Origin of the sequence: Enterococcus sp. DIV1298c, from assembly GCF_017316315.1 — a bacterium.
GTDB classification, from domain to species: domain Bacteria; phylum Bacillota; class Bacilli; order Lactobacillales; family Enterococcaceae; genus Enterococcus_B; species Enterococcus_B mangumiae.
Window position 1 is genome coordinate 17,569 of sequence record NZ_JAFLWG010000057.1, and the last position, 11,682, is coordinate 29,250.

Sequence of the window (11,682 nt, forward strand, 5' to 3'; positions counted from 1 at the left end):
TCACCTTATTTCTTTGAGAATTTAGCTTCATGATGTTTTTTCATAACGCCTTCTTTTGAAAGGATGTTACGTACTGTATCTGAAGGTTGTGCACCTTTTGATAACCAGTCAAGTACTAAATCTTCTTTTAAAACTACTTCTGCAGGGTCTTTCAAAGGATTGTAAGTACCTACAGTTTCGATGAAACGTCCATCACGAGGAGAACGTGAATCAGCTACGACGATACGGTAAAAAGGACTCTTTTTAGAACCCATACGTTTTAAACGGATTTTAACTGCCATTATATATTTCCACCTCCATTGTTTTATTCACAAGATGTAGTGTACCAGTTTTTTTTTACCCTGTAAAGCTTTTTTTCTTTACAGTCTGATTTTTTTCAACTTTTATTGTTCCTTGATTTAGATAGCGAGTTTTTCAATTACTTCTATAGTGATAGAGAGATGATGGAGATTGCTTTCCTTATCCTTCCAAATAGCCGATTTCTTAACTATTTTCTTACTTAATCTCTCACAATAAATAACCTAAGTCTTTTTATTTGCTCGGTTTACTTATTTTTAGTAAGATAAATATAGAAAGTTTGAAGGAGGAATTGTTTTATGACAAAGAAAATTGGTTTTTTCATCGGAAGTTTAAGAAAAGATTCATACAATAAGAAAGTTGCAGAAACTTTTGCGGACTTATTACCGGAAGGATACGAGCCTGTATTTATAAAAATCGATGACCTTCCTTTTTATAACGAAGACATTGAAACACCTGAGCAAACACCTGCCGAATGGACACGTTTCCGTGAAGAGGTCAAAGATTTAGACGGCGTGATATTTGTGACTCCTGAGTATAATCGTTCCGTACCAGCTGTATTGAAAAACGCGTTGGATGTTGGTTCACGTCCTTATGGTCAAAGCGTTTGGGATAAAAAACCTGGGTTAGTAGTTACTGCTTCTCCTGGTGGCGTCGGTGGTTTTGGGGCAAATCATCATTTGCGTCAATCATTGGTCTTTTTAAATGTTCCAACATTACAACAACCAGAAGCGTATATCGGAAATATCACTAACTTACTTGATGAAGATGGCAACATTATCCAAGGAACTGTTGATTTCTTCCAAACGATTTTAGATGCGTATCTTGATTTCGCTGAAAAATTGAACGCTTGATATTTGCCTATTTTACAAGAAAACCACGAAACAGCTTTTAGTTTCGTGGTTTTTCTTTGTAAACAACGGCTATTTTTTCCGATAATGCAGTTCGATAAACTCACCAAAGCGTTTCGTGTCCACCAATTGATACCGCTGTACATAGTCTCCTTCTTGAAAAAGACGAATCCCTTTCCCAAGTAATACAGGAGCAATTTGAATGTACCATTCATCGATCAGTTGATGCTCAATGATCGGTTTAAGTAGACTTCCTCCACCAGCTACCCAGATCCTTTGTTCGCTAGATTCCTGCAATTCTTTGATAAAACGAACAGGATCTTCATGAACGACTGTCGCATCCTCTAACTGTAATTCTATATCTGTCGAAAATACATAATTATTTTTTTCTGGATAGATCTTGGCTGTATCTAAATATTTTTTTGCTTCTTCATAGGTTTTTCTGCCCATGATCGTCGTATCGATCGTTTGGTAGAATGCATCATAGGTCGTTTTCTCTCCTGTTGGCGTATCAAAGAGCCACTGCAAGTCATCGTTGCTTGTGGCTAAATAGCCATCCAGACTGATTGCACCATAAAAAATGACTTTAGACATACATGCTCCTCCTTTAAGGTTTGACTTCTCCGTGACGGAAACAAGTCACTAAATGATCGTTGATGATCCCTACTGCTTCTAAAAAGGCATAGATAGTCGTACTGCCAATAAATTTGAATCCCCGTTTTTTCAGGTCTTTGGCGATACGATCAGAAAGTTCGCTAGTGGTTGGCACTTCACTTTGGTCTTTGTAATTGCCGGTGACAACTTCACCATCCACAAAAGACCAGAGATAATCAGAAAAACTTTGTCCGGTTGCTTGCATTGCAAGTACTGCTTGTGCGTTAGTGATCGCGGCTTCGATTTTCCGACGATTACGAATGATGCCTTTATTATCCAGCAATTCTTCGATTTTGTTGTCATCGTATTTGGCAACTTTTTCAAGGTCAAACTGATCATAGGCTTCATCAAACGCATCACTTTTATTCAAAATTGTTTGCCAGCTAAGTCCTGCTTGGTTGATATCGAGCATCAATTTGCGGTATAGTCTTTGGTCATCGTATTCAGGTACGCCCCAAACTGTATCATGGTAGGTGCGCATGTTTTCAGTTGATTCACTCCATGGACATCGTTTCATCGATTTCATCTCCCTCTCTTTAACATCTTAAAACAGTGGATAAAAAAACTCCGAAGACAAAACTAGATACGTCTTCGAAGCTTTTTTCTACGTGGTCACCGATTATTTCTTTTTCTTCTTTTTCTTTTTGTTTTTCTTCATCATGCGATTCATCGCCATTTTTCCTAATTTCCCTTTGACACCTGTGCCAAACATTTGGTCCATGCCAGGAATGTTCATATCCCCTTTAGACATTTGTTGCATCATCTTACGGGATTCTTTGAACTGCTTGATCATGCGATTGACTTCAACGACGCTGTTTCCTGAACCAGCAGCGATTCTACGACGACGGCTTGGATTCAATAGATCTGGATTTTCACGTTCAGCAGGGGTCATTGAATAAACCATTGCTTTTTTACGTTCCACATCTTTTGGATCGACCTTGATGTTTTCGATCCCTGGCATTTGATTCATTCCCGGAATCATTTTTAGCAGGTCTTCGATTGGTCCCATGCCCATCACTTGATCTAACTGTTCGATGAAGTCATTGAAATCAAATGAGTTCTCGCGCATTTTTTGCGCAAGCTCTTCTGCTTTTTTCTCATCATAGTCTTGTTGCGCTTTTTCGATCAGCGTCAACATATCCCCCATACCAAGGATACGACTAGCCATTCGATCTGGATGGAAGACTTCTAGGTCAGTCAACTTCTCACCAGAACCGATGAATTTGATTGGCGCACCAGTAACGGAACGGATCGACAGCGCAGCACCCCCACGAGTATCCCCATCTAATTTTGTGATGACGACCCCAGTGATTCCTAACTGTTGATTGAAGCTATCCGCAACATTGACCGCATCTTGCCCGGTCATCGCATCGACGACAAGTAAGATTTCGTTTGGTTGCGTCAAGTCTTTGATTTGTTTCAATTCATCCATCAATGTTTCATCGATGTGTAAACGTCCGGCTGTATCGATCAAGACATAATCATTTTTCTTTTCTTTAGCGAGTTCCATCCCTTGGCGAACGATTTCTACTGGACTAACATCCGTACCCATATCAAACACAGGAACATCTAATTGTTGTCCTAAAACTTTCAATTGGTCGATCGCAGCAGGACGATACACGTCACCGGCAATCAATAAAGGGCGAGCATTTTCGTTTTTCTTCAAATAGTTCGCTAACTTACCAGTAAATGTAGTTTTCCCTGCCCCTTGTAAACCGGCCATCATGATGACTGTCGGGATCTTAGGCGATTTATTTAGTTCAACGGTTTCTGATCCTAAAGTGATTGTTAATTCTTCGTCAACGATTTTTACGATTTGTTGCGCTGGTGAAAGACTATCGAGTACTTCTGCACCGACAGCGCGTTCCCGCACACGTTTTGTAAAATCTTTGACGACTTGTAAGTTGACATCGGCTTCTAATAACGCAAGACGGATCTCGCGCATCATTTCCTTGACGTCAGCTTCAGAGACTTTTCCTTTTCTTCGTAACTTTGACATCGCCTGTTGCAGGCGTTCAGTTAAGCTTTCAAATGCCATATTTTTTTCATTCCTTTTTGTTATTCTTCGATTTCTTGGATCTTTTTGATATATCCTTGAAGCGTTTGGTCTTCAGGATACTGTTCATTGATATAGTTCGTCAATTCCGTCAACAACTGTTCACGAACGACATAATCAGAAAAAAGATGGAGTTTTTTTTCGTAATTCTCCAAGATCTTGCTCGTACGTTTGATATTATCATAGACTGCTTGACGACTGACTTCATATTCTTCAGCTATTTCTCCCAGTGAAAAATCATCTGCATAATATAATTCCATATAGTTCATCTGTTTTTCAGTCAACAGTGTCGAATAAAATTCAAAAAGAGCATTCATCCGATTGGTTTTTTCAATTTCCATTCAACTCACCTCGTTGATCCATCCACTCTTCTTCCGAGCAGACACTGATTTTTTGTTGGAGAAAATAGGCGGTGGCTACGCCAGTGCCTTCTTTCAACGTTCCAGAAAAAGTGCCGTCATAAATGCTTGTCGAACCGCAAGAAGGACTATTTGCTTTTAGGATCAACGTTGAGATCTGTTTTTCCTTGAGTCGTTGATAGGCTTTGATTGCCCCACTTTTATACACTTCGGTGACATCTTCACCAGAGACCGTCAAAACTTTTGCCCGCTGATGCCAAACATCAAATCCATCACCGCCAACGATTTCTGCTGGTTCTCTTGGAATGGGCAAGCCCCCTGCTACTTCGGGACAGATCATGATTGCTTGACCTTCTGCCACGAGTTTTTTTAATGCTGGGATCGCTTTATCTCGACCATCATAACGACACAAAACACCACCTAAACAAGCACTGATTCCGATCATCGTACGTTTTCTCCTTTAACTGAGCAAATTGCTTTTATATTATACCATTTATTTAGCTGGTTAAATAGTCCTTGACCCTGATTCTGTGCTAAAATAAAAGAGATGAAATTTATCAAAAGGAGAATTTATGAAAAAAGTATTAGTTGTCGATGACGAACCCTCAATTGTAACATTACTGACTTTCAATCTTGAAAAAGAAGGTTATAAAGTAACCAGTGCCGCTGATGGTCAAGAAGGTCTTGATCTTGCCCTGGAACATTCATATGATTTCATTATTTTAGATGTGATGCTCCCTTCGATCGACGGAATCGCGATCACTCAAAAACTCCGTCAAGAAAAAAATGAAACACCGATATTGATCCTGACCGCTAAAGATGACCAAGTCGATCGAATCATTGGACTTGAGATCGGCGCAGATGATTATTTGACAAAACCTTTCAGTCCACGCGAAGTCCTTGCACGGATGAAAGCAATCTTTCGTAGGATCGAACCACGAAAAACACAACCGGATGAAGCTGAACCAGAATATTTATCGATTGGACAGATCAGAGCTGATTTGACGAACTATCAAGTCACGATCGAGGATCAGCCAATCGAACTGACGCCAAAAGAATTTGAGCTGCTCGTTTATTTCATGAAACGCAAAGATCGAGTGATCGATCGAGATACATTATTAGATCGTATTTGGAATTTTGATTTCTCTGGACAAAGTCGGATCGTGGATGTCCATGTCAGCCATTTACGAGAAAAAATCGAGCGTGATCCGAAGCATCCAAAATATTTACTGACTGTTCGGGGCTTTGGTTATAAATTCCAGGAACCAAAACGATGAAAAGACAATGGAAAAAATTCTCCGAGCGCTTATTCTTTCTCCTCCTATTGCTTGGCTTATTTATTGGTGGATGGCAGATCATCTCCCATTATTTCCAACAACAGATCATTGAACAGCAAGAAAGTTATTTGACAAAAAAAGCCCAGCTCTTAGCACGTCAATTAGACGTTGATGACCCTACTTCCGCTAGTAATAAAACAGTATTGGAAGAATTCGTCCATCAATCCAACGAGCGGGTAACATTGATCGATCAAACTGGAAAAATCATCTTTGATACAGAAGATCGTGGTTTGAATGAGCAACGGAAAACACGACCAGAAATCAAAGCGGTTTTAGAAGGAAGCACACTTGGTACTTCTTTGCGTAGAAGTGATACATTGAATGAAGAATTGCTTTATGTTGCCTTGCCACTAAAAGTCAATGGCAAACTTGTAGCGATCATTCGCATTGCGGAACCTACAAGCGGCTTTCTCCCTCGAACGGAAAGTTTTCGTCGTTGGGTCTTTGGCTTCTTCTTAGTTTTCTTCCTTTTATTGACCTTTATGATCTATTATCTGATCTATCAAAGGAACCAACCGCTCAAAACGGTGATCCCTGTTTTGAAAAAGATGGTCAAAAATCCAGAACAGACAGAGATCATCATGCAAACTTCTGATCAATGGGAAGAATTATACCAGACGATCAATGGCTTGAGTGAACAAATGACTAAAATGTATCGTGCCTATACTACAACAGAAGAGCAACTATACAGCTTATTGAATGAATTGATGATCGGTGTTTTTCTTATCGACTCCAATGCGACACTACGACTACTCAATCCTAAGATGCAAGTTCATTTAGGTGTGAAAGATTATCAAGAAAATCAACATTACACGGAAGTGATCCGTGAACCAAAATTGATCCAGTTGATCCATCAAGTGTCTCCAGCTGAACCGATCGTCCACCAAGAAGTCACGATTGCAGACGGTACGCAAACACTTGATATCAGCTTGCGTTATTTCAATAGTTCAGAAGAAACTGGCCAAATTTTAGGCGTTGCGTATGATCTGACCAAAGTCAGACATTTAGAAAAAATGCAAAAAGATTTTGTCGGCAATGTTTCTCATGAATTAAAAACACCTGTCACTTCTTTGATCGGTTTTACTGAGACTTTGTTGGACGGGGCAAAAGAAGATCCTGAAACACTGACTGAATTTTTATTGATCATGCAAAAAGATGCGATTCGTCTGGATAAACTGATTCGAGAAATCATCCAGTTATCAAAAGATGAAGATAGTTTACATGAAACACAAACGATCTATATGGAGCCTTATTTCCAACAAGTGATCCAAAGCTATCAACCGATGATCCGTAAAAAGCAATTGACGATCAAACTGCTTGGCGAAAACAATGCCTTTATGACACATCCTGATTTGCTTTATCCGATCATCAAAAACTTGTTTGAAAATGCGATCCAATATTCAAAAGAAGAAAGTGAGATCATTATTCGCTACGAAAGTCACGAGCAACTGATTTTCTCTGTACAAGATTTTGGTATTGGTATCGATCGTGAGGATCAAGAACGGATCTTTGAACGTTTTTACCGTGTGGACAAAGCACGCAGTCGACATTCCGGTGGTACTGGACTTGGGCTATCGATTGTGAAAGAATACGTCAACTTACTACATGGAACAGTTGAAATCGAGAGTCACCCTGGTGTCGGCTCTACCTTTATTGTCACAATCCCTAAAATCAATCAAGGTGAGTATTGATAAAATATAATAAGCGTCCCTCTCCAAAAAACAGAAATGTTTTCGGAAATGGGACGCTTTTTTGTCTCTTTACTATCAGTAACTTTTTACTTCCCTCTTCTTAAAGAGGCATAGACTTTTCGCCAGCGTTTTTTCGTATGTGTCGCATCGATTTTATCTAAATGCAGATATTTTTCCACGAAAAAAGTCAACTGTCTAAAGATCGATTCCGCTGCAAAAAAGAGAATCAGTACTAATAAAATAGAAACTGGTGAGATGGCTGAAATCGAGAACAATTTATGCAAGAAGACGACAGAAAAGACGATACCACTTGCACAAAATAGCATGATCCTTGTGCGGAATTGATTCAATGGTTGACAGATTTTATAAAGGACTAAAAAGCCAACGACGATCAGCAACATCGTAGAAGCTGTTGACGTATCGGTTTTGTTTAGATTTAAAATCGAACCGCCCACAACTAATGCACCGACGACCATCATATCGGTCAAACCACCAGGGATCGCTTTTTCCAAAACATTCTCAATAAATCGACCTTGGATGCGGTTCTCATTTTCTTCCAGCGCCAATAAAAAGGAAGGTAAACCAATCGTAAATAAGCTGATCAAGGTGATTTGTGAAGGTTCCAATGGATAAGTGAAGGCAAACAAGACAGAGAAAACAGAGAGTAAAAATGAAAAGATATTTTTTACTAAGAAGAGACTGGCAGAGCGTTCGATATTATTCACTACGCGCCGTCCTTCGCCGACGATCTCTGGCATTTTAGAAAAATCTGATTCCAACAAGACGACTTGTGCCGCTTGCATAGTCGCCTCATTTCCTGATGCCATCGCAATACTGCAATCCGCTTCCTTCATCGCTAAAATATCATTGACACCATCACCGGTCATTGCAACAGTATGATTCTCTTTTAGTAAACGAACAAATTCTTTTTTCTGTTCTGGTTTGACACGTCCAAAGACGGTGTATGTTTCCATCGCTTCTGGAAATTCCTCTTCACTTAACGAAGAAACATCTACGTATCGCTCCGCGTTCATAATCCCCGCTTGTGTTGCTACGTGAGAAACGGTCGCTGGATTATCGCCAGAAATCACTTTGATCGCCACTTCTTGTTTCTTGAAATAGTCAAACGTTGCTTTAGCTTCTTGTCGGATTGGATTGGCAATCAGTAAATAGCCTAAAGGAATCACTGCTTCTTCCAAAACTTCTTGTGAAAGTACACCTTGATATTCCCCAAAAACTAATACACGATACCCTTGGCTTGTGTATGCGTTGAATTCAGGTGCATAATTTGGAAATGCTTCACGTAAGACCATTTCTGGCGCACCGAGAACATATGACTTCTCCCCAAATGTCACGCTACTATATTTTCTAACGGAAGAAAACGGGAAGATCTGCGTCGCTTTTTTGTCCGAATGCTTCGTGAAGTAGTTTTTGATTGCCTGCATCGTTTCGTTGTCTGCTTCGATAGCTTGCGCATAATCACCAAGCAATTCGTTCAATTGTTCCGCCGTTTGTTTCGCTAAAGGATTTTCAGAAAGTACCACACGCTGAACATCCATCGCATTTTCAGTGATCGTCCCTGTTTTGTCGACACATAAGACATCCACTCGTGCTAATGTCTCGATGCTCTTCATGTCATGAAGTAAAACTTGTTGTTTCGCTAAACGAGTGGCACTCATAGCTAAGGCGATCGTCGTAAGTAGGTAGAGCCCTTCTGGTATCATACCGATCAAGGCTGCTTCCATCGAAACAATACTCTCTCTCAACGAATTGCCATTGTAAAAGTAGCTTTGAGAAAACAAAGTCAGTCCAATAGGAATAATAATGATCCCGACCCATTTGATGATTCTATTCAATGAAGCAATCATCTCTGACTGTTCTCCAGTCCCCATCTCTTTAGCTTGGATCGTTAATTTAGCGATATAGGATTCATTTCCGACTTGAGTCAATTGAACGAGCGCTTGACCCGCAATGATAAAGCTACCAGACATCAGTTCGTCCCCGATCCCTTTGCTGATCTCATCTGCTTCGCCAGTCAGTAGCGCTTCATTGACTTGTAAACTCCCCTCAACGATTTTCCCATCCGCTGGTATCTGGTCTCCTGTTTTTAGAATGACCAGATCATCGAGAACCAATTCTTCGATATTTATCTTCTGTTCTTGCCCATTACGTAGCACCTTGACTGTTGCGGCATGGAGCATACTCAACTGATCTAAGATTTTTTTTGAATGGATCTCTTGATAGATGGCAATTCCTGTATTTGCTAGTATAACTGGTAAGAAAGTCAAATTTTTATAGGAACTGACAACGCATAATAAAATGGCTAAGACTAAAAAAATCAGATTGAAGTAAGTGAAGACATTCTCCATAACGATCTGTTTGTTCGTTTTAAATGTAGGGTTAGTCGCCTGATTGACAGCACCAAGACGTATTCTTTCTTGTACTTGTGCGTCTGTCAACCCTTCATTTGTGTTAGGATCGATACGTTCTAATTGTTCCAACATTTGCTGTGCATGAATTTTTCGTTGTTTTTCTTTTCTTTTCATAACTAATCCCTCAACTTTTTTTCTACTCTTTAACCATACGTTATTTTGTCAAATTAATCCTCAGATATAACTGATATTCTTCTTTCAAAACTGTCATATGGAAAAAAACGAAAAGGAAGATTGAACGATACGTTCTTTTGACAACAAAAAAAGCTTAGACTCTCAACGAGAATCTAAGCTTAATGATCAATGGTAGTCGTTATGATAGTTATTTAGATTGAAAGATCGGACAATTGACGATCTTATGATAAGTTACCTTCTGCATCACGTTCAACTTTCATCAAGCTGATTGGCAAGTAACCAAGGTCTCTAACTGGTCCTTCTTGAACTGCGTCAGTCAGCATGAAGTCTAAGAATTTCTTCACTTCTGGTTCTGGTTCGCCTTTTGTATACATATGCTCGTAAGCCCAAATTTCCCAGCTGTTGTCTGAAACATTTTCAGGAGTTGGTTCTACACCGTTGATTTTTAATGCTTGTGTCGAATCATCCAAATATGAGAATGCCAAGTAGCTGATCGCACCTGGTGTTTGTGCCACGATCTGACGTACTGTTCCTGATGAATCTTGTTCTTGAGATTGGACTGGCACTGCGCCATCTAATGCCCAGTATTCAAATGTCGCACGAGTTCCACTTCCGTTTGCACGGTTGATAACGTTGATTTCTTGATCTGCTCCACCTAATTCACTCCAGTTAGTGATTTCGCCAGTGAAAATGTCGATCAATTGTTCTTTAGTGATGTCTTCAACACCTGTTTCTTTATTTACGATTGGGGCCATCCCAACAACTGCTACACGATGGTCCACTAATGCACTCGCATCGATTCCATCTCTTTGCTCTGCAAATACATCAGAGTTTCCGATCGTTACAGCGCCTGCTGCAACTTGGCTAAGTCCTGTTCCACTTCCGCCGCCTTGGACAGAGATTTGATAGTTGGGGTTATCTTGTGTGAACATTTCTTGCGCAGCGTCCACTAAAGGTTGCAAAGCGGTTGAACCGACCGCTACGATTTTTACTTGATCATCCGAACTAGCTGAGTCGTTTGCTGCTGATCCATCCGTACTTCCTGAACCAGAACCACATCCAGCTAAGATAAAACCTAATACTCCTAAAGAAAATAAAACTTTTTTCATTTGTATGCCCCTTTCTTAGTTACAAATTGATTGTATCAGGGTACTGTAAATCCTACATATTGAATATGTAAAGTTATTGTTAAGTTGTGTAAATATCTCGTAAAATAAAAAAACGTCCGAGAAATGGACGTTTGAGAAAAATCTATATTTTTTCTGCTAATAAAGATTTTTCACGGATCTCCGTATAATAGAATAGAACAACTGCTAGAGATAACGAAGCAATCGCTATATAAAAACAAGGTTTGATGGTCAAAAAGTACATCGAAGAATAAGCTGTATCTTTAAGTCCACTTTCACTTAATCCATTAGGGCCGATGATGATTCTCGGTAGCATCGAGAAATACGATGTAAAGACGAGCATCGACGAAAACTGGATCAAATGCCAATTATACTTCTTTATAAATGTTTTTGAAACGATCAAGTTCACACTGATCAGAAAATAAAAAAGGGTCAAGGTTGGAAAATTTTTGGAAATAATAAAGCCACTTCCGTTGATGATGCCCAGAATCTCGGCACCTTGTACTACTGCATTCACCCATGTAAAAGGTAAAAGAAAAATCGGGAAAAACCAAAGGAACAAATACAATTGTTCTAGTTTTATTCTCTTTTTCATAAAAAACCTCCCAAAAGACACTCCATCTATCATACTATATTCTAATTCTCTAAAAAAACTAAGGGGATAGACTAGTTTTTTAAGAATAAAGCAATGAGAGTTTATTCATTTAATTCAGAATATTGCCAAAAAGAATTGATTATTTTAT

At 39.4% G+C, this 11,682-nt stretch carries 12 protein-coding genes; 3 read left to right on the top strand and 9 right to left on the bottom strand.

Translation table 11 applies throughout. From position 1 onward, the window contains the following. Nucleotides 1-5 precede the first annotated feature (5 nt). On the bottom strand, nt 6-281 hold the full coding sequence (rpsP, locus tag JZO83_RS12665; RefSeq protein WP_010735006.1) for a 30S ribosomal protein S16: 276 nt from the start codon (nt 279-281) through the stop codon (nt 6-8). A gap of 315 nt (nt 282-596) precedes the next feature. On the opposite strand from rpsP, the gene JZO83_RS12670 reads away from it, so the two are divergent. Beyond that, entirely contained in the window at nt 597-1,151 is a 555-nt protein-coding gene (locus JZO83_RS12670) for an NAD(P)H-dependent oxidoreductase (protein WP_207115966.1), read from the top strand. Nucleotides 1,152-1,220: 69 nt separating this feature from the next. Here JZO83_RS12670 and JZO83_RS12675 read toward each other — a convergent pair whose 3' ends face one another. From JZO83_RS12675 to JZO83_RS12695, 5 genes are all read right to left on the bottom strand, one after another. Beyond that, the gene (locus JZO83_RS12675; protein ID WP_207115967.1) at nt 1,221-1,742 is read right to left on the bottom strand and encodes a dihydrofolate reductase family protein; all 522 of its coding nucleotides are present in this window, start codon (nt 1,740-1,742) and stop codon (nt 1,221-1,223) included. 13 nt (nt 1,743-1,755) lie between these two features. Then, nucleotides 1,756-2,319, bottom strand: coding sequence for a DNA-3-methyladenine glycosylase I (locus tag JZO83_RS12680; RefSeq protein WP_207115968.1), 564 nt, complete (start codon nt 2,317-2,319; stop codon nt 1,756-1,758). 102 nt (nt 2,320-2,421) lie between these two features. Further along, the gene (ffh, locus tag JZO83_RS12685) at nt 2,422-3,840 is read right to left on the bottom strand and encodes a signal recognition particle protein (protein ID WP_207115969.1); all 1,419 of its coding nucleotides are present in this window, start codon (nt 3,838-3,840) and stop codon (nt 2,422-2,424) included. A 20-nt stretch (nt 3,841-3,860) separates the two neighbouring features. Further along, the gene (locus JZO83_RS12690) at nt 3,861-4,199 is read right to left on the bottom strand and encodes a putative DNA-binding protein (RefSeq protein ID WP_010735001.1); all 339 of its coding nucleotides are present in this window, start codon (nt 4,197-4,199) and stop codon (nt 3,861-3,863) included. Next, on the bottom strand, nt 4,189-4,662 hold the full coding sequence (locus tag JZO83_RS12695; protein ID WP_206856208.1) for a DUF523 domain-containing protein: 474 nt from the start codon (nt 4,660-4,662) through the stop codon (nt 4,189-4,191). The genes JZO83_RS12690 and JZO83_RS12695 overlap by 11 nt, the downstream gene beginning before the upstream one ends. Before the next feature lie 127 nt (nt 4,663-4,789). Between JZO83_RS12695 and JZO83_RS12700 the strand changes: the two genes are divergently transcribed. Both JZO83_RS12700 and JZO83_RS12705 read left to right on the top strand, forming a co-directional pair. Further along, complete coding sequence (locus JZO83_RS12700; RefSeq protein ID WP_207115970.1) at nt 4,790-5,494, top strand: response regulator transcription factor; 705 nt, start codon at nt 4,790-4,792, stop codon at nt 5,492-5,494. Then, nucleotides 5,491-7,245, top strand: a complete 1,755-nt coding sequence (locus tag JZO83_RS12705) for an ATP-binding protein (protein WP_207115971.1) — start codon at nt 5,491-5,493, stop codon at nt 7,243-7,245. The genes JZO83_RS12700 and JZO83_RS12705 overlap by 4 nt, the downstream gene beginning before the upstream one ends. An 86-nt stretch (nt 7,246-7,331) precedes the next feature. Here JZO83_RS12705 and JZO83_RS12710 read toward each other — a convergent pair whose 3' ends face one another. The 3 genes from JZO83_RS12710 to JZO83_RS12720 form a co-directional block, all read right to left on the bottom strand. Then, a complete protein-coding gene (locus JZO83_RS12710; RefSeq protein ID WP_207115972.1) occupies nt 7,332-9,791 on the bottom strand; it encodes a cation-translocating P-type ATPase in 2,460 nt (819 codons plus the stop codon). Between the two features lie 242 nt (nt 9,792-10,033). Continuing rightward, on the bottom strand, nt 10,034-10,921 hold the full coding sequence (locus tag JZO83_RS12715; RefSeq protein ID WP_207115973.1) for a phosphate ABC transporter substrate-binding protein PstS family protein: 888 nt from the start codon (nt 10,919-10,921) through the stop codon (nt 10,034-10,036). A 142-nt stretch (nt 10,922-11,063) separates the two neighbouring features. Then, nucleotides 11,064-11,534, bottom strand: a complete 471-nt coding sequence (locus tag JZO83_RS12720; RefSeq protein WP_206856216.1) for a hypothetical protein — start codon at nt 11,532-11,534, stop codon at nt 11,064-11,066. Nucleotides 11,535-11,682: the final 148 nt, after the last annotated feature.

Excerpts from the sequence above, each read along its gene's own strand:
- JZO83_RS12715 (WP_207115973.1), bottom strand. The coding sequence starts at position 10,921 with ATGAAAAAAGTTTTATTTTCTTTAGGAGTATTAGGTTTTATCTTAGCT.
- JZO83_RS12700 (WP_207115970.1), top strand. The coding sequence starts at position 4,790 with ATGAAAAAAGTATTAGTTGTCGATGACGAACCCTCAATTGTAACATTA.
- JZO83_RS12710 (WP_207115972.1), bottom strand. The coding sequence starts at position 9,791 with ATGAAAAGAAAAGAAAAACAACGAAAAATTCATGCACAGCAAATGTTG.
- JZO83_RS12690 (WP_010735001.1), bottom strand. The coding sequence starts at position 4,199 with ATGGAAATTGAAAAAACCAATCGGATGAATGCTCTTTTTGAATTTTAT.
- JZO83_RS12695 (WP_206856208.1), bottom strand. The coding sequence starts at position 4,662 with ATGATCGGAATCAGTGCTTGTTTAGGTGGTGTTTTGTGTCGTTATGAT.
- rpsP (WP_010735006.1), bottom strand. The coding sequence starts at position 281 with ATGGCAGTTAAAATCCGTTTAAAACGTATGGGTTCTAAAAAGAGTCCT.
- JZO83_RS12675 (WP_207115967.1), bottom strand. The coding sequence starts at position 1,742 with ATGTCTAAAGTCATTTTTTATGGTGCAATCAGTCTGGATGGCTATTTA.
- ffh (WP_207115969.1), bottom strand. The coding sequence starts at position 3,840 with ATGGCATTTGAAAGCTTAACTGAACGCCTGCAACAGGCGATGTCAAAG.
- JZO83_RS12720 (WP_206856216.1), bottom strand. The coding sequence starts at position 11,534 with ATGAAAAAGAGAATAAAACTAGAACAATTGTATTTGTTCCTTTGGTTT.
- JZO83_RS12680 (WP_207115968.1), bottom strand. The coding sequence starts at position 2,319 with ATGAAACGATGTCCATGGAGTGAATCAACTGAAAACATGCGCACCTAC.
- JZO83_RS12705 (WP_207115971.1), top strand. The coding sequence starts at position 5,491 with ATGAAAAGACAATGGAAAAAATTCTCCGAGCGCTTATTCTTTCTCCTC.
- JZO83_RS12670 (WP_207115966.1), top strand. The coding sequence starts at position 597 with ATGACAAAGAAAATTGGTTTTTTCATCGGAAGTTTAAGAAAAGATTCA.